This is a genomic window from Pontibacter sp. 13R65 (assembly GCF_047525655.1).
Lineage (GTDB): Bacteria > Bacteroidota > Bacteroidia > Cytophagales > Hymenobacteraceae > Pontibacter.
In genome coordinates this window covers 275351-293256 of sequence record NZ_JBLIQL010000001.1, presented here as the reverse complement: position 1 = coordinate 293256, position 17906 = coordinate 275351, and the positions used below count along the sequence as shown (strand labels likewise).

Here is a 17906-nt window from a genome sequence, read left to right as displayed (position 1 = left end):
TTGAGGTTTATAACTTCGTTAACAGTAATAAAATTATTCCACTATTAGCACAAGTAGCATTTGCATCAAATATACTAAGGTTGATGATGTCGGCACCTATTTTAAGAGTGAAAAATTGTTTAATCAACAAGTTATAACTGTTTTACATTATATTTTAACACCCTCATACAGAGAATTGTTGATAACAGGGTCCATACCACCCTTTATTTCTAGGGCCATTTTTGATAAAGACCATTTTTCGTGGATCACTCAAAACTCTGCTAATAGTCTATACACAATACTTTTATTTGTGCCCTATAAATCACATTTATAATTATATAAATATAAAACATGCTTATTTAGCAAATAAAGGTGTTAGTGTCAAAAACTGTAGATCCATTAGCATGCTATTCCGCTAGCAACATCAGCAAACTAAAATCTCTTGTAATTTATAATCAGTTTTCGCATTGTAAGGTCAGCATGCTTTGTGTTATGCACCAGCCGCAGTACCAGTCTCTGATCATTTCAGAATTTCTAAAAAATATAATCTATTTTAAAAACAGCTGCAACTAATACAACTGCAGCTGTTAAACCGCCTTAGCTTTTATGCATATAGTTGATATAGCTAGAAAAAACATCTATGATAGCCTTTCGAGCCCTGCTCCTCACATAAGCTTCCTGATCAAACTATGTTTTAAAAAAACCTGATTGTAACACGATCTAAAACAGTCATACTATAAAGGAAGTTAGCCGAAATGAGGCAACCAGCTTATTTGCTTGCTGGGCAAAAAAAAGCCACCGGTTACCGGTGGCTTTTAAATAGATGTTACTAGGTTATGTTACTGCACATCCCAGAAGAGACGAGTCGTCCGATCATCCCCCCCTATAGCTGCTGCGGCAGCTTCGCGATTAGGGCCGTTTAGCGTACCTTCGTTTATAGGGTAGATTAGTCGAGTAGGTATACTCAAGGTGCCAGCACCTTCTACAGCCGGTGGCAATAAAGTTGGAGCATCTAGTCTTCTCCATTCTAACCAGGCATCATACCCGCGGTTGTATAAGGCAATCCACTTCTGCGTACCGATTTTCATCTTCCAGTCACCAGGAGCCGATGCATAATTTACACTTGGCTGCGCCAGATACGCTGTTGCTTCGGCAGTGGTTCCACCCCAATACTCAATAGAGGCAGTAACAGCTTTGTTGTAATGATCTGCTGCGCTTCCGCCTGGCACTGTGTACCCTCTTTCAACAGCCTCTGCCAATAAAAACTCTACTTCTGAATAATCCAGTAACAACGCCTCGAAATCAAGCGCAGCAATTTTAGGACTTACTGTAGAGAAAGAAGTGTAAGTATTTGGGAAACCATACTCTCCACCAATAAACTGCCCATTCACTTGTGAGAAGTAATGCGGTCTTCTTGGGTCGTTCCGCTCATTCATAGCATTTACGAGTGTGTTCGCAGCTACAAAATCTTCCCTGGTTGTAAGCGGCCCTTTTACATTCGAAGAAATAGGGTTGTTGTTAGGCGTTGAGGGTAAGTAAGGGAATCTGGCATTATCGTCGTTACTGGTGAACACAAGAGGTGCAGCAGACTCTACCAAAGCCTTTGCCTGTGTTGGGTCAACATCAGCCAGTACCATGCCCAATTTAAGTTTTAAGGAATTGCCGAATTTCGACCATTTATCCATTGAACCTGAATAAAGCACATCGCCAGTTCCAAAACCTGCAGCCTCAGTGTCTATCATACCTAAGGCCATGTTCAGGCGAACCATCAGATCGTTGTAAATGGTCTGGGCATCATCGTACGCAGGCAAAGAGTTAGTCGGATCGAGGGCTTCAGAATAAGGCACATCTCCAAACGAATTTACCAGCACAGACCAGGTATACACTTCCATTATTTCAATCTGTGCCAACTGATTGTCCTTCATTTCCTGTGGATAGGTAGGAATTACCTCAGTTTCCTGCACTAATCTTTTCGACTCTCTTAAGTCTGCCAACACATCGCGGTACAGTGCCTGCCAGTAGTTTTGAGGAATTAGTCGGGAAGTCATGTTATAACGTGGCTCATCAAGGTACTGAGTTGACGTCCAGTGTTGCACGTAAAAACGAATGTTGTTTGTATTCACATTAGGAGTTGTCAAAACATCTGTCAGGTTTTTAAGTGCTCCGGTAAATAAAGTAACCGGGGGAGCAGTTGTAGGTTGCTTCTGGTCAATATTATAATCATCCAGATCATCAACGCATGATACCATTAGTACCAGCGACAATATGCTTATTAGGATTTTCTTCATCTTTTAGCAATTAAAAATTTAATCTAACATTGAATCCGTATGTTTTTATAGCTGGATATGCACCACTCTGGTATCCTCTCACGTTGCCAGAGCTCAACCCTTCTTCCGGATCAGAATACTTCATGTTTTTATGGATAATCCATAAGTTGCGGCCGATCAATTGCAGATCAATACCCTTTACAAATCCGATTTTGCTAACAACACTTTGTGGCAGGGCATAAGAAAGAGCCACCTCCCTCAGTTTAACAAAGCTACCATCGTACACATACATTGCTCTAGGCGCGCCTTCATAGTTATTGGCGGCGTAGCCAAAAGGGGTTAGTCCGTCACCGTCTTGGTTTTCAGCATAAATATCGTTCGGACTACCATCTTCTTTTACACCTGGTAACAAAATCCCGCCGCCCTCTTCAACAGGCAGACGAGAAGGATTACCTTTATCATTCAAACCAGCGCTTTCAGGATACAAACCTGTTGCCTCGCCGTACCATTGGTCCAGCGAAAACACATCGCCGCCTTTACGAACATCTATCAGGAAGGAAAGCGTAACACCTTTAAATCTAAGTGAGTTGTTAAACCCTCCCATCCAGTCGGGGTTTGGGTTGCCAATAAAAAGATCTGCGCGGCTAGATAACATATAGTACCCGTCGGAGTTAACAACTTTCTGTCCGTTTATGTAAACAAAATCGTTTCCTCTAAGCACTCCATAAGGCTGCCCCACAGCAGCGTTGCTCGACACACCTCCTTGGAAGGTTGCCAACGGGATATTCTCCACATCTTCGTATAAACTTAGCACCTTGTTTCTGTTGCGTGCAAAGTTCAGATTCATAGTCCAGGTAATGTTATCAGTTTGAACGGGTGATATAAAGGCAGAAACTTCAATGCCTCTATTTTCTACATTTCCGGCGTTTACAAATCGCTGGGTATACCCACTGGCAGCAGATGTACTTACCGGCAGAATCTGATCTACTGTATTTTCTTTATAAACAGTAAGATCAAAGCCGAATAAGCTATTAAAGAATTCTGCCTCTAAACCAGCCTCAAAGCTTTTCTTTCTTTCAGGCAACAAGCCCGGATTGTTTTTGATATTTGGGAGCGAAAATATAGGAATAGAACCAAAACCTGGTTGAGCGGAGTAAATATCGTATAAGCTCAATGGTGGTGCATCGTTGCCAACCTCGGCATAGTTTGCCCTAATTTTACCATGCGACAACCAAGATGTTTTCAATACATTAGAAAAAACGAAGTTGGCAGCGGCAGCCGGGTAGAAATAGGTATTATCGTTAAGCGGCAAGGTTGTGGACTTATCTTGGCGAGCTGCCAATTCTACGAACACCATTTCCTTAAAGCCAAAGTTTGCGCTTGCAAAAACACCATCAACACCCCTTCTTTCCAGTTCTTCTAGTGGCGGGTTTATTGGGTTAACTGTGTTCGACAGCGCATAAAAACCTGGCACCACCAGCCCTCCGTTTGTACTGGCTCGAAGTGAGGCCATACGGTCGCGGCGAAGGTTTGTACCGAGTAAACCCGTAAAGCTGATGTCATCGGATATATTCTTGTTAAAGTTAAGGAACAGGTCGAAGTTCGATTCATTGAAAGTTCTGTTAAACCGGGTGTATTGGCTTAAATCGGCAGAGCCTATGGCCACACGTTCTTCCTGCTGGTCAGCTGTGGTGTTAAAGGTAGCTCTACCCATTACGCTAAACCAGTCGGTGAACTTATAGGTGGCGGAGGCATAGCCATAAAAGTTATCGCGGCTGTCGTTAGAATAGTTTTCGTAGCGGGTCCAGTATGGATTGTCGGAGTAAATAGGGCCTGTGTTGGTGCTATTCCAGTTCCAGGTCTCATTTCTGCGATTTCTAAAATAAGCCTCTCTCTGTTTTTTCAGGTCTACGTTGGTTTGCCACCACTGCCTGAACTGCTGGTTCGGGTTACGTCCGTTATAGCCTGTGCCGTACCTTCCCATACCCACAACACGGGAGTAGTTACCCGATGCACTTACGGTTAGTTTGCTGGTAGCTTCATATGTTCCGGTAAAGTTAATCAGGTCTTTGTCGATAGAGCTGTTTGGCAGGTTTCCTTTTATGTCGTTACGGGTATAGCCTAAGTTAAAGGTTGTTTTGTCGCCACCACCGCTTAACACAATACTTTGGTTCGAGTTAACGCCTGTCTCATAATAGGTGCTAGGATCATTTTCTGCCGCCACCCAAGGGGTCATTTTGCCATAATTAGGAGAAGAGGGGTCAATAGCATCCCACTGGTAAACCAACAGACTCGGATCAAAAGCTGGTCCGTAAGAAGCATCGTCCTGAAAACGCACCACAGGACCAACCCCACTTCCTAAATCTCTGGAAGTACGAAAAGCATCGAAATAGCCTGCACCATACTCTTTCTGATATCTGGCAAATGTGCTTTTGTCGATCCGGCTCCAGGTAACACCACTGTTTATATTAATGTTCAGGCTATTTTTTGCGCCTTTCTTGGTGGTAATCATAATTACTCCATTTGCTGCACGAGAACCGTATAAGGCTGTTGCCGCTGAACCCTTTAGCACGTTAATTGACTCTATGTTATCCGGATTAATATCGGCTGCGGCGTTTCCAAAGTCAGTACCTATGCCACCAGACTGCTGATTACCATACTGAGGATTTTGCTGCGCTATTTTGGCATTGGTGTTCGTGTTCGCATTACTTACGGGCACACCGTCTATCACGAAAAGCGCCTGGTTATTACCTGTAATGGAGGAGTAGCCGCGAATCACAACGTTGGTTGAACCTCCCATGGTGTTATTTGAGCGGATATCGAGCCCCGCAACTTTACCAGAAAGTGTACTAACAAAATCCGAGCTTCTAACGCGGGTAACTTGCTCACCACTAACCTGCTGCGCAGAGTAGGCAAGTTCATTCCTGTTGCGCTCAATACCTAAAGCTGTTACTACTACTTCTCCCAGCGTGGTGGCATCCACGCTTAAAGAAACGTCGATAGTGGTAGCTACACCAAGGCTACGCTCTACTGCAGTATAGCCAATGGCACGAAATACCAGTGTAGTAGCCTCGGCAGGCACAGTTAATGAGTAATTGCCGTTAATATCCGTAGCTGTACCTATAGTAGTCCCTTTTACCAGAACATTAACTCCTGGTAGGCCCACGTTCGTAGCTTGATCTGTAACTGTACCAGTTACGGTCCTACTTTGGGCCATTGCCTCCTGCAGCAGCACAGCCACCAACACAAGGCATAAGCATAAAATTCTTTTCATTTAACGATTGTTTAGATGAAGAAATAGATTGAAACCACAGCTGTTCGATAAGAAGCAGCTTTACTAAACTGAAAACTATAATGAGAATCATTAAAATATATAACTATGCAAATATTTAGTTATAAACAAGCCTCATGGGCAGCTACAGCTGAGGCTTGACAGAGGAGTATACAAAAGACTTTAATGCCCATACACCTTTTGATGGTTAGGCTTCAGATGAACTTTAAAACCAGCTTAAAGTAAGTTTTTGTTTATACCTTGTAGTAAATTAAGATATTAGTTCAATTAATGCCTCTTCTTTTTATTATTGTATTATAATGAAAATATCCTTTAGATAGGATAAGTCAATGTTGGAATGGAGCCAGGTTCTTATTCTGATATTAGTCAGCTCTAAAAGAATCTATAGGTAAGCAACTGCATAAATATCAGCAGTATACCACACTATTTTTCAGGTTCTTCCGAACGTGGATACTGCTGATTTACTCACTCAGCATACTTAGTAATAAAATTTAATTATCCTTTCTCTGGAAGAAACAATTTATTGTGGTAGATGGGATCAGTAAGGAGAAAAGAAGTTTTCTAAACCAGGAAATTTCACCAAGAGTAACATGTGTTTCATAGTTAAATAATTTTAATTATAACTACACAAAGAATATTGATTGATATTCAGTATTTCTTGAATTAATGAACTCGCAACAAAACCAAGATTTTCATAAAAAAATTATTGCAAATATTACATTATTCAGAAAAATACTGTTTAATCGTTAACTAAAAGATTCTATCTACTTACTTTCAATATGATTCTGTTGTAAAACTTGACATCAAAAGCATAAAAGCCGCGGGGTCAATTTTAACATTCTTTTTAAAAAATAAATAACACTTATTATATAAGTAATGAAAGAAGCATCTCTCCTAATCCTTATAGCCTTTATAGGACTAAAAAAAGGCAAAATAACGGGATGGATATTAGCTTTACGGGAAAAATATTCTCAGGTTACCTCTGCTTAATATTTAGCAGAAAAAAACTTCTCCCCAAAAATTTATTATTTGCAAATAAGAGCATCTAAGCAGACATATTATTGCAAAAATTGCATTTTCAGGAAGAAGTTGTTTCACTTAAGCATGAGGTTGCCCTCTAAATAATTTTGCACAAATTTTAATGATGTGCATAAACCTCTAATTAAACATAGCAATATACAACTACTGTTATGGCATTAAATGTTGTTTAAACAACTTATAAATACGTTTGTACTCATCTGTCCAGCTGGCTGGCTCCGTAAATCCATGATCTTCTATAGGGTAAACCGCCAGTTCCCAATTATCTTTACCCAACTCAATGAGCCGTTGCGAGAGCCGTACAATGTCCTGAAAATGTACGTTGGTATCTACCATGCCATGGCACATGAGCAATGCTCCCTTCAATCCATCTGCATAATAAATGGGCGAGCTCTTGGCATAGGCCAGGCTATCGGTTTGCGGTGTGTTCAGAATATTGGAAGTATAGCCGTGGTTGTAATGGGCCCAGTCTGTAACAGAACGTAACGCAGCCCCTGCTGCAAATACATCTGGCTCTGTAAACATAGCCATAAGTGTAATAAAGCCACCATAGGAGCCACCGTAAATTCCAATACGTTTTGGATCTACCTGATATTTTTCAACCAGGTGCTTGGCTCCATCTATATGATCCGTTAAGTCTTTTCCGCCCATAAACTGGTAGATACCTGTACGCACATCACGGCCATAGCCGGCGCTGCCCCTGTAATCGATGTCTAAGACTGTGTATCCCTGGTCCACCAGAAAGTTATGGAACATGTACTCCCTGAAGTAGGAGCTCCACCACTTGTGCGCATTTTGCAGATAGCCCGCACCATGCACAAAAATTACGGCAGGTCCATTAGCCTGAGCTGTGGCTGGCTTATATACCCGGGCATGAACATCAGCTCCATCACGTGCTTTAAAAGCAATTACTTCCGGATCGCGCCAGTTGTAGGATTTAAACTCTTCTGATAATGATGCTGTTATCTGCCGCGCAGTGGCATTCTTCCTGTTGTCCTGTAGGTAAAGTTCCCAAGGTTTATTGGTATAGGAGTACCGTACTGCTAGTGTCTTCTCATCTGGCGAAAGGGTTACTTCGTGGGAACCAGGCATGGTAGTAAGTTGCAGCATTTCTCCTCCCTGCAACGGCATACGGTAAAAGTGCTGCTCCCCAGGATGAACTTTGTTGGCAATAAAGTACCAGCTCTTTTTATCACGCGAAAGTGATACGTTAGAAACTTCGAACTTGCCACTGGTTAAGGCCTGCTTTTTGCCAGATTGGGTATCACATTTATATAAATGAGCATAGCCACTTTCTTCGGAAATAAACCAAATGTGCTTATTGTCGGGAAACCAGCCAATATCGCCAGGGCCGTAGCTTATACCAGGACCTCCTATCCAAGCCTCATCGTGTTGGCGATCCAGTAAGCCTAGCTTGCCGGTAGCAGGATCGAGCGAAAGAATCCAGCGGTCTTTGTTATCAGCAGAACGAGCTATTACCACGGCATTTTTGCCGTTATCAGACCAGTAAGGGCCATATAAGGTTGTGGCACGAATGGCTGGCTTAACTCCTTTGCCTGCGTCTTCTGTTGCAGTTCCTTTCTGCTCCTTCAGGTAAGCAGGCTGCTCATCTATTCCGGCTACGTTATGCATCAGCACCGCAAAAGTTGTGTCGCGCGTATTATCGTAGATAAAGAACTCAGACGCCACTTGTGCATCGCCCACTTTGGTGCGGGTATTAATATCTTCGGTATAGCCGGAGGCTGTTACAAAGTCTGGCACAATGGCGACTTTGGCATCTGCAGGCCGCTTAACCAGGCGATAGGTGATATACCGCTCGTCCGGACTTAAAACGATGTTGTTTACGGTTTTTTCCTCTATGTAAATTTCCTTCGGACGTTTAGGATTATCTAACTTTGCCTGCTTCTCCGTCGCTTTTTTGTCGGCATCGCGTTCGCGCACTATTTGGAACAGCTCCAGTTGCTGCTCACGGAGGAATTTCTTCTGAGAGTCTTTACTTTCACCGTCGGCTGGTTTTTTACCTTTCCGAAAGTCAGTGAGCTGTGTTAGCTGGCCATTCTGAAGCTGCCACGCATACATGTTGTTCTCTTTCAGAAACACTACTTTTTGCTCATCAAAACTAAACGAAGGGCTTGTTTCGTGCTCCACTGTGTTTGTTAGCTGCTGCACTTTGCCGGATTTTATGTCAAGCAGAAAGATGTCGCCATTTTTCTCGTACACTTTCTTGGTCTTTGCCCGGTTGTAGCGACCATTGGTGGCGGGCAGATTGCGCCTCTCCTGCGCACTTACTTTGCGTATGTTTTTTCCGTCGGTTGCCACACTGTAAAGCGAGTCTCGGCGGTGGCCTTCAGGATTCCAGTTGAAGTAGATTTTTCGGCCATCTTCCGACCAAAAGATATTACTCGGAGAGGTCCCCATCCACTTAGGGTCGCGCATGATTTTTTCAACACTCAGGGCCATTTGCCCCTCTTGTGCCTGCGCTGCACCTAGGTTAATTAAAAGCAAGGAGACAATGGCAAGGGTAATTCTGTTTAATAACATAATGTAAAATAGAACTGATGTAGGTGTAAAGTATGGGAGCAAGTTCTGTGGCCGCAGCACGTACGGCATGTGCAACAGACACAAATATATAAAAGTCTTACTTGGTAACCTTATTAAAAGCCAGAGCCGGATGTTGCTCCTCGTGGGGGGTTAGGTCCTGAAAAAATTTAGCCAGGGCCAGCACTTTCGCCTCCCCGAAAAGCTGCCCCATAAACGTAATGGTGGTAGGCATGCCATTTTCCTGGAAGCCCGTGGGCACCACCACGCAAGGATGACCGGTAAGATTGGTGATGGTAAGGTTAGCACTAAACGAGGGACTGATATACACGTCGACCTCTTTTAGGCGCTCGTGCATTTGCTGTATTAGGAGGGTACGCACCCGCTGCGCCTGCAGGTACTCTACTGCCGGCACAAACCTGGCAGCCCGAAATATATTGGGCCAGGCATTTTTATGCTGCTGTACCAACAGGCTGTCGCGGCCACTGCGGGTCAATTCATCAAAGGCGGCAGCTCCTTCTACGGCAATGGCCATGGTCAGGTCTCTGGCCGGCATGTTTGGCAGCTCCAGCGGCACCAGCTCTATGCCCGCTTTACGCAGCACCTCCAAAACTTGCCTGTCGTTTTCCTTGAACTCATAATCCCGCTCAAAATCTTTTTTCAGGTACCCCACCCGAAGTTTCCTGGGGTTAATATTGGCATTGTAGTTAAAGGGAGCATCGTGCAGCGACAAATCATTAGGATCGGGACCGTAAATGGCATTAAACACAATGGCACAGTCTTCAGCAGAACGGGCAATGGGTCCTATTTTATCCATAGACCAGCTTAGCGCCATGGCTCCGTGGCGGCTCACGCGCCCATATGTTGGTCGCAGGCCAGTAGTACCACATGCCGTAGATGGCGACACAATAGAGCCCAATGTTTCGGTTCCGATGGCATAGGGCAATAAACCAGCTGCTACCGCCGAGGCAGATCCTGCTGAAGAGCCGCTCGAGCCTTGTTTTATGTCCCAGGGAGAACGGGTTTTGCCACCATACCACACATCACCCATGGCAAGTGCGCCTAGCGTGGTCTTAGCTACTAAAACCCCTCCTGCTGCTTCGAGGCGTTGAACCACTGTGGCATCCAGGTCTAGCTGCTGGTCCTTGTAAGGCATGGCGCCCCAGGTGGTTTTATAATCTTTGGTGGCCAGCAGGTCTTTTACTCCAAACGGAATGCCATGCAGCATGCCTTTGTACTTACCAGCTTTGATTTCCTGATCAGCTAACCGCGCCTGCCGCAAAGCACGCTCCTCTGTTAAGGTGGTGATGCATTCTAACGTAGGACCGTAGGTTTTCAGGCGTTGCAGAAAGAAAGTGGTTAGCTCTACCGATGAGATCTGCTTTGTGCGGATCAGTTCTGCCAGCTGCGGCACGCTGTAGAAGGCCAGCTCCTGTTTGTCAGCGGGCAACTTTACACCTTTGGGCGCTTTAACTTCAAACTTTTCTTTTTTCTGATCGAAGGTGAACCCTACTGGCAAAGGATTAAAGATGAGGGCGGGGGCCACATCGTTTGTCAGCGGTTGCTGCCTGATTCGCTCATACCCCTGTTTGTAGTCTTCCAAATCCGAAATAGCCGTGTCGAGTTTTGCATCGGTAAACCGAAGGCCGATCAGCTGCTGTGCACTTTGAAGCATGCTTACAGTAAGCTTTGCATCTTCCGCTGTCTTCATGGCAAAGGCACCCGATGCAAAACAGCCTGCACCTATCAGGAAATGAAGTAATTTTTTATTCATGAAATGAGCCCTCACAATTATTCTAATAAAAAAGGCCTTCCGGAGCAGTTTTCACCTATTAAAGGCATGATGCCTGTTGAGCCTTCGGCTTCTCCCGCATTACGGTTCCTCCTTTATGTAACAAGTACAATTGTTAAGGGCTGTCAGAAAGCTGAAAGAAATCTAAATTTCAATATCTGAAAAAACTCCCTTACAAGCAAAATGTTTAATATAGTGTTTTCTAAGAGCGATCACCCTCCTTACAGCAGTGCAGCTTATTTCCACTTCTCTACAACAAGTTCATCGCCTAGCTGCAGTTCGCCTGCTCCCTCGTGCACCAGGTTCTGACCAAACATTACCTTTTTATTTATAACCCGGTAAGTGGCCAGCGTTTTCAGGGGCTCCGCACCTTTTTCGGCAGAGGCCTGGTCTATGGTAGTTACAATGCAGCGGGCGCATGGCTTGGATACTCTGAAACTGATTTGGCCGATCTTAAAGCTATCGAACTCATCTTCGGCAAAAGGGGCAGCACCCGTAAAGACCAGATTCGGCCTGAACCTGTTCATGGGTACAGGCTCCTGCAAACGGCTGTTGAGGTCGTTGAGCGAGGCTTGCCCGATTAGCAGAAACGGGTAACCATCTGCAAAGCCTACAATCTCGTTCTCCTGCGCATAGTTGGGGTCTACTTTCCGCTCCGAGTCAGAGGGCATGTACACGAGCCTGGCAGGCATCTGCAGCGCCTCGGTAAACCAGGCACTTACAGCAGCACTAACCTCCAAAGCAGTGCAGGTATCGTCCCAGATCTGAACTTGCAAGGCAGGTCCCTCTGTTTGCCCAAACGGTACCAGCAGTGGCTCCAACAGCCCTTGCTTATGGCTTATCTCCAGCCCCTGCTCCTGCAATGCCACCTGCAGCAAAGCCATCTGCGCATGTTGCCGCTGGGTCAGAAAGTTGTTGTCGGCATCGATCAGCATCCAACGCCGGTCGTGCCGGAAACCACGCTCCTCCACCTGCGCCCGCTGCAGACTTACTCCACCTAATGATTTGATAGGGTAAATATTAATTTCGCTAATCGTAAATACCGCCATACACTTTTCTGTTACAAACCCTTAAATTAGCACAATATGCCGCATCCTGAAAATAAAATTAGTCTTTGCATGCTTTTGCCGGTTACCTCAAGCTTGAGCATAGCAACTTAACAACGAAGTACAAAAGCAGAGTACTGGCACCTAACTGCTAGCAGCTCATTTTGCCTCCGGAAGGCTGTTTTCATTAGAATAATTTAAAAGTGAAGACTCTGCTACAGCATTTCGCTTCCAACTTGCGTAACAGCAGTTAACACCTTCGTAGAGAGCCTGTTTGAATGACAAAACCCTGCCTGTATGAAAAACTTTGTCTTCTTTCCTTTTCTGTTCCTGCTACTACTAGCTTGCTGGCTGCCAGCTCATGCTCAGGATGCCGAAGTCTGCTCTCTTGGCCGGATAAGGTCCTTAGAACGCAAAGCCATAGCAGCGCCAGGCCATGTACAGCGCATGAACCAATATAATGTCACTTTTTACAAGCTGGATCTGGAGCTGGAGCGAAACACCACGGCCATTGCAGGCAACGTAACCACCATTGCCCACCTCACCACCGCTCGCCTAGATACCTTTGCATTTGAGCTGCACCAGGTTTACCAGATCGATTCTGTGGTGGTTAACGGCAGCCGGCAGACCAGCATCAGTCGCTCTGCCGGAGAGGTATCGGTTAAGCTCGCTACTCCGGTCTCGGCCCCTGATAAGCTTACAGCTGTTGTGTATTACCGGGGCACCGCTCCGGTGGGTAATGCCGCTATAGGTAGCGGCTTTAGTTCCGCCACCGAACCAGTTTGGCGAAACCAGGTAACATGGAGCCTGAGCGAACCCTACTCTGCCTACGAATGGTGGCCTACCAAGCAAGTACTAACTGACAAAGCCGACTCCGTGCATGTGTTTATCACCACCAGCGCCGACAACAAAGTAGGATCTAACGGTTTGCTTACCCGTGTTGTCGACCTGCCCGACGGCCGCAAACGCCACGAGTGGAAATCGGAATATCCTATTGCCTATTATCTTATATCGGTGGCGGTTTCTAACTACGAAGAGTACCTGCTTTACGCGAACCCTGCAGGGGCCGCAGCTCCTGTGCCCATCCTGAACTATGTATACCGGGGCGGTGCCTTAGATGCCTTTAAGTCGCAGATAGATTTAACAGTGCCGTTTCTGGAGTATTTTTCGGAGCTGTTTACACTTTACCCCTTCGCCACCGAGAAATACGGCCACAGCATGGCACCTATGGGTGGCGGTATGGAGCACCAGACCATGACTACGCAAAGCACCTTTACCTTTACCCTCACCGCGCACGAGTTAGCCCACCAGTGGTTTGGCGATAACGTAACCTGTGCCACCTGGCAGGACATCTGGCTGAACGAAGGCTTCGCCACTTACTCCGAATATTTGGCCTTGCAGCAATTTAACCCAGCCGTGGCTGCCAACTGGATTCAGAATGCACACAATGTGGTACTGCAGCAGCCGGGCGGCAGCATTTTTGTACCCGACACGACCATCGTAAGCCGTATTTTCGACTACAGGCTTACTTACCAGAAAAGTGCGGCTGTAGTTCACCTGCTGCGCTACGTGCTTAACAACGACGAACTGTTCTTTCGGGCACTGCAAAATTACCAGACCCAGCACCGCAACACAGCCGCCACCACCGCTGATCTGCAACGCGTACTCGAAGAAACAGCAGACATGGACCTCGGCTACTTTTTTGAGCAATGGTACAAAGGGGAAGGCCACCCGCAGTTTGCCGTGGAGTGGAACCAGCTCGGCGACCAGTTGCTGTTGGTATCCGAGCAAAGCAGCAGTTCTGAAGTAACGCCATTTTTTAACCTCGATGTCGAATACCTCATCAGCACCACCACCGGCGACCAGTTGGTAAGGCTGCCGCACAACCAGCCGCTGATGGAGCATAAAATAGCCGTAACAGGCGAAGTGACCGGTATTCAGATAGACCCAAATCGCTGGATTCCGGAGACAGTGCTTAAAATTGAACGAAACCTGGCTCTGTCGGTGCCTGAGGGGCAGCTAACCACACAAAAAGTTTACCCGAACCCGGTTAGCCAGGGCTACCTCTTTGTATCAGATTTGCAGTTTGCTCCCACCTCCGCCACCATTTACGACAGCACCGGCAGACTAGTGAGTCGGCAATCTCTCCAAAGCAACGCAGAAATACGGGTACAGATTGCCGATTTACCCGCCGGCTTCTTCCTGCTGCAGCTGGACGACAGCAACCAAAGCTTCCGCACCAGCTTTGTGCGGGTACGCTAACTCCCTTTTCAAATTGTGGAGTAATTATCATAACCTAAGTTGCACAGTAACTGATTTTACTAATTTATTGCGGCAGGAGACTATGAAGCAAACACCTTTGCCAAGTGCACAGATTGACGCTAAACTATTAGGGGAAGGGGCCTTGGATTTGGAGCTGTTGTCACAGCAATTAAAGCAACTATGCGAACTTAAACCAAAAAGCTCATTGCCTTTGCTGATGGCTCTCGCCAACAAGATCCTTTCAGAATAACAAAAGGAGGAATATGAATTTCGGTCGGCTACCGCACAACTGAATTATTCAAATAAAAAAGCCCTTCCGGAGCCGATATTCAACTGGAAGGGCTTTGCTTGTTAAAGGCAAATAGGTTAATAAGCGCCAATCATCGCTTGTACCTTTTGCGCTTCTTTTATGTTATACTCGAACGCCAAACGCTTATAGTTTATCAAATCTACGATAGTACCTACAAAGCATAGTCCGGCCGTAAAGAAATACAGGATTCCCATACCGATTTGCCCTGTCAGAAACCGCTGAATGCCAGCCACACCAAAAAAACCAACCAGCGTGGTAGCCAGAATCAACATCGGCTCTCTTCTGCGTGAGCGGTAAATAACCACGAACTGCTTTATCTGATCTTCCGTCATGTTTCGGGTAATACCTTGAATAAAAGCCAGTTCATCAGGTTCCAGCTCCGGCATCAGGTTTAAAATGTTAATCATAATTTTATTTTAGGTAAGGTGGAAAGATCGAAGAAACAGGTAATTTTTTAAGAGAACGAAAACGCGCCAAACAAGCATAAACAAAGCTGGAATGCCTAACGGATGTGCCTGCCACGAGGCCAGCAGCATTCCTCTGAACAAAAAGCCAATGGCATGCCCCAGCCCACAACCCAGGCAGCCACCCTCCCAGAACCAGCTCATGGGGCAAAAGCTGAACAAATGCTTTTCCTCAGGATCTGTTAATGCCAGCGCTGTAAGGCCTGCTACCCAACACACCGCCTCCAGCAGGTAGCGTTTGCGTGCCAGTACTGGTTTATCGGGAGCAGAAAACAGGTGCTGATACAAGTTAACTTAAAAAAAGTGCTATCGTAAGGTAGTTAAAGTGGTATAAGTTATACTTTTCAGCTGTCATATGCAAATCAGATTTCATCGCTGCTTACTCCTGCTATTATCTCCGGCATTACTGTTAAGCTGCTATCGCCTCTCGCCCTCATCAGGCGGCGGGCAAGGTGCCACCTCCTCCAATACCAGAATCATACAACCCACCGACATTGCCCTTCCCGCCGGGTACCGGATCGAAGCCATTGCCAGCGGCCTCACCTTCCCGACAAGCGTAACTACTGACGAACAGGGGCAGGTGCATGTGCTAGAGGCAGGCTACTCGTACGGTGAAGTTTGGCTGCCACCAAGGCTGCTGCGCATCGGCCCTGCCGGCGAAACCACAACGATTGCTACCGGCGACAAAAACGGCCCCTGGAACGGCGTGACTTTCTATAACGGCAACTTCTACGTAGCTGAGGGCGGAGAACTGGAAGGAGGCAAAATTTTACGCATATCCCCGGATGGCAGCCTTAGCACCTTAGTAGATAATTTGCCAAGCCGTGGCGATCATCATACCAACAGCCCGGTAATTGGGCCAGATGGGTACCTCTACTTCGGGCAAGGCACTGCTACCAATGCAGCCATAGCCGGCCCCGATAACTACCATTATGGCTGGCTAAAGCGCTATCCTGATTTCCACGATATACCCTGTGCCGACATTGTACTCAAAGGCCAGAACTTCGAAAGCGACAACCCGCTCACAGAAGCAGCCTCAGATAAAGCATCTACCGGCGCTTATGTTCCCTTTGGCACCGCTACTACTGCCGGTCAGGTGGTACAGGGGCAGCTGCCTTGCTCGGGTGCCATTATGCGCCTGCCGGTAACGGGTGGCCCGCTGGAACTGGTGGCATGGGGCTTACGAAACCCCTATGGCCTTGCCTTCGCCCAAAACGGTACCCTGTTTGTAACCGACAACAGCTACGACAGCAGGGGCAGCCGACCTGTGTGGGGCACCGGCGATTACCTCTGGGCCATAGAGCCCGGCCGGTGGTACGGCTGGCCCGATTTTGCTGGTGGCAAGCCCTTTAACGGCAAGCGGTTCGAGAAACCAGGAGATAAAGCACCTGCCCCTCTCCTGGCCCACCACCCAAACCAGCCTCCTGCGCCAGCTGCTACTTTAGGTGTGCACTCCTCCTCCAACGGCTTCGACTTTTGCAGAAACGCCTCTTTTGGCTTTGGCGGACAGGCATTTGTAGCACAATTTGGCGACATGGCGCCTGATGTAGGCAAAGTAATGGCACCAGTGGGTTATAAAATAGTGCGTGTAGATGTGAACACAGGTGTGATGTCAGATTTTGCCGTAAACAAAGGCAAGAAAAACGGACCTGCCTCAAAGCTGGGCAACGGTGGCCTGGAGCGTCCTATAGCAGCCAAGTTCTCTCCGGATGGCCAGGCGCTATACGTGGTGGATTTTGGTATAATGAAAATGACGAAGCAGGGACCGGAGCCACAGCAAAACACTGGAGTAGTATGGAAGATAACCCGAACAGCACAACCATGAGAGCAGCCGCACAAGCCTTACTTGTTTTGCTGGTATTTGTACTGGCCTGTGGCACTGCCAAACGAGGCGAGCCCCATTTTGCGCCCGTACCTGTTTCGGAGCCGGCTATAGCAGCAGGCGAAGTGGTGTACCATGCATATTGCCAGAAATGCCACCCAGGCGGCGAAGCTGGGCTAGGACCAGCCATTAACAACAAACCTGCCCCCGGCATGGCCATGCGCCTTCAGATCCGCCAAGGGTTGGGCTCCATGCCAGCATTTAAAAAGAATACTATTTCAGAAGAAGAAATGGACCACCTTATAGCATACCTCAAAGTGCTCCGGAAAGCTAAAAAGCCAGCCACTACATCTAATTAAATTAAAATGCTTTAATAACTGACCTTCACAGGCGCAAGAGAGGGTATATTTGGTTGAGTAAAAAGATTCGCGCAAGCAGTTGTTCCTGATTTGGCCCCACACTTCATTTTATTTTTCTATTAAATTATTTCGGCTTCTCCTGCCTTAATAAAGAAAATAAATCATGAAATTTTATAAAAAAAATGTTTTAATTTGATAAGTTCTTTATGCCAACTACGGGCACAGAAGCAGATCATATGAAACTTTTTTATCCGCTTTTATGAAAACATTTCTTACTGTGCTTGTAGTGCTCCTGCTCTCCTGCCACGCCTATGGCCAAGACAGCGCCAAAGCAAAAGACATTAAACGACTTTTAGAAATTACCGGAGCCGCAGAACTGGGCATTCAGGCCCTTAATACCAATATGCAGGCACTTAAAAGCAGCAATCCCAACATACCGGAAGAGTTTTTTACCGAGTTTCAGAAACAGTTTAATACGGAACTGATTATGAACAACATTGCTCCTATCTACGACAAGCACTATAGCCATGAGGAAGTAAAGGAGCTGATAAAATTTTACCAGACACCTGTGGGCAAAAAAACCATTACCGCTATTCCGCAAATTATGGAAGAGTCGATGGAGATGGGGCAGGAACTGGGCAAGCAGGTAGCCGAAAAGGTAGTAAAAAAGCTGCAGGCAGAAGGCAAAATATAAGAACCACCCTAGGCAGCCAGCTTTATGTGCTGTAGCTTTTGGC

Annotated in this window: 12 protein-coding genes; 5 read left to right on the top strand and 7 right to left on the bottom strand. The window is 46.3% G+C overall.

The window, feature by feature from the left end; all coding sequences use genetic code 11:
* Nucleotides 1-818: 818 nt before the first annotated feature.
* The 5 genes from ACMA1I_RS01275 to ACMA1I_RS01255 all read right to left on the bottom strand — a co-directional run bounded on the left by ACMA1I_RS01275 (nt 819) and on the right by ACMA1I_RS01255 (nt 11955).
* Nucleotides 819-2267, bottom strand: coding sequence for a SusD/RagB family nutrient-binding outer membrane lipoprotein (locus tag ACMA1I_RS01275; protein ID WP_337066419.1), 1449 nt, complete (start codon nt 2265-2267; stop codon nt 819-821).
* A gap of 10 nt (nt 2268-2277) precedes the next feature.
* Entirely contained in the window at nt 2278-5520 is a 3243-nt protein-coding gene (locus ACMA1I_RS01270) for a SusC/RagA family TonB-linked outer membrane protein (protein ID WP_337066418.1), read from the bottom strand.
* Between the two features lie 1206 nt (nt 5521-6726).
* The gene (locus ACMA1I_RS01265; protein WP_337066417.1) at nt 6727-9117 is read right to left on the bottom strand and encodes a prolyl oligopeptidase family serine peptidase; all 2391 of its coding nucleotides are present in this window, start codon (nt 9115-9117) and stop codon (nt 6727-6729) included.
* Between the two features lie 97 nt (nt 9118-9214).
* Nucleotides 9215-10888 carry an amidase gene (locus tag ACMA1I_RS01260; RefSeq protein WP_337066416.1) on the bottom strand — a complete coding sequence of 558 codons (1674 nt, stop codon included), beginning with the start codon at nt 10886-10888 and terminating at the stop codon, nt 9215-9217.
* Between the two features lie 254 nt (nt 10889-11142).
* Nucleotides 11143-11955, bottom strand: a complete 813-nt coding sequence (locus ACMA1I_RS01255; RefSeq protein ID WP_337066415.1) for an MOSC domain-containing protein — start codon at nt 11953-11955, stop codon at nt 11143-11145.
* A 294-nt stretch (nt 11956-12249) separates the two neighbouring features.
* On the opposite strand from ACMA1I_RS01255, the gene ACMA1I_RS01250 reads away from it, so the two are divergent.
* Together ACMA1I_RS01250 and ACMA1I_RS01245 are read left to right on the top strand one after the other, a co-directional pair.
* Complete coding sequence (locus ACMA1I_RS01250) at nt 12250-14214, top strand: M1 family aminopeptidase (RefSeq protein WP_337066413.1); 1965 nt, start codon at nt 12250-12252, stop codon at nt 14212-14214.
* 82 nt (nt 14215-14296) lie between these two features.
* Nucleotides 14297-14464 carry a hypothetical protein gene (locus tag ACMA1I_RS01245; protein WP_337066412.1) on the top strand — a complete coding sequence of 56 codons (168 nt, stop codon included), beginning with the start codon at nt 14297-14299 and terminating at the stop codon, nt 14462-14464.
* Nucleotides 14465-14580: 116 nt separating this feature from the next.
* On the opposite strand, the gene ACMA1I_RS01240 is transcribed toward ACMA1I_RS01245, so the two are convergent.
* Nucleotides 14581-14931: a TM2 domain-containing protein gene (locus ACMA1I_RS01240; RefSeq protein WP_337066411.1), complete on the bottom strand. Its 351-nt coding sequence runs from the start codon at nt 14929-14931 to the stop codon at nt 14581-14583.
* 9 nt (nt 14932-14940) lie between these two features.
* Nucleotides 14941-15276 (bottom strand): DUF2752 domain-containing protein, encoded by a 336-nt coding sequence (locus ACMA1I_RS01235; RefSeq protein WP_337066410.1) that lies wholly within the window; start codon nt 15274-15276, stop codon nt 14941-14943.
* 67 nt (nt 15277-15343) lie between these two features.
* Here ACMA1I_RS01235 and ACMA1I_RS01230 point away from each other — a divergent pair, with 67 nt between their 5' ends.
* From ACMA1I_RS01230 to ACMA1I_RS01220, 3 genes are all read left to right on the top strand, one after another.
* A complete protein-coding gene (locus tag ACMA1I_RS01230; RefSeq protein ID WP_337066409.1) occupies nt 15344-16813 on the top strand; it encodes a glucose dehydrogenase in 1470 nt (489 codons plus the stop codon).
* Nucleotides 16783-17169 carry a cytochrome c gene (locus ACMA1I_RS01225; RefSeq protein WP_337066408.1) on the top strand — a complete coding sequence of 129 codons (387 nt, stop codon included), beginning with the start codon at nt 16783-16785 and terminating at the stop codon, nt 17167-17169. The genes ACMA1I_RS01230 and ACMA1I_RS01225 overlap by 31 nt, the downstream gene beginning before the upstream one ends.
* Before the next feature lie 259 nt (nt 17170-17428).
* Nucleotides 17429-17863 carry a DUF2059 domain-containing protein gene (locus tag ACMA1I_RS01220; protein ID WP_337066407.1) on the top strand — a complete coding sequence of 145 codons (435 nt, stop codon included), beginning with the start codon at nt 17429-17431 and terminating at the stop codon, nt 17861-17863.
* Nucleotides 17864-17906: the final 43 nt, after the last annotated feature.

Coding starts and splice junctions, on each gene's coding strand:
- ACMA1I_RS01275 (WP_337066419.1), bottom strand. CDS start 2,267: ATGAAGAAAATCCTAATAAGCATATTGTCGCTGGTACTAATGGTATCA.
- ACMA1I_RS01270 (WP_337066418.1), bottom strand. CDS start 5,520: ATGAAAAGAATTTTATGCTTATGCCTTGTGTTGGTGGCTGTGCTGCTG.
- ACMA1I_RS01265 (WP_337066417.1), bottom strand. CDS start 9,117: ATGTTATTAAACAGAATTACCCTTGCCATTGTCTCCTTGCTTTTAATT.
- ACMA1I_RS01260 (WP_337066416.1), bottom strand. CDS start 10,888: ATGAATAAAAAATTACTTCATTTCCTGATAGGTGCAGGCTGTTTTGCA.
- ACMA1I_RS01255 (WP_337066415.1), bottom strand. CDS start 11,955: ATGGCGGTATTTACGATTAGCGAAATTAATATTTACCCTATCAAATCA.
- ACMA1I_RS01250 (WP_337066413.1), top strand. CDS start 12,250: ATGAAAAACTTTGTCTTCTTTCCTTTTCTGTTCCTGCTACTACTAGCT.
- ACMA1I_RS01245 (WP_337066412.1), top strand. CDS start 14,297: ATGAAGCAAACACCTTTGCCAAGTGCACAGATTGACGCTAAACTATTA.
- ACMA1I_RS01240 (WP_337066411.1), bottom strand. CDS start 14,931: ATGATTAACATTTTAAACCTGATGCCGGAGCTGGAACCTGATGAACTG.
- ACMA1I_RS01230 (WP_337066409.1), top strand. CDS start 15,344: ATGCAAATCAGATTTCATCGCTGCTTACTCCTGCTATTATCTCCGGCA.
- ACMA1I_RS01225 (WP_337066408.1), top strand. CDS start 16,783: ATGGAAGATAACCCGAACAGCACAACCATGAGAGCAGCCGCACAAGCC.
- ACMA1I_RS01220 (WP_337066407.1), top strand. CDS start 17,429: ATGAAAACATTTCTTACTGTGCTTGTAGTGCTCCTGCTCTCCTGCCAC.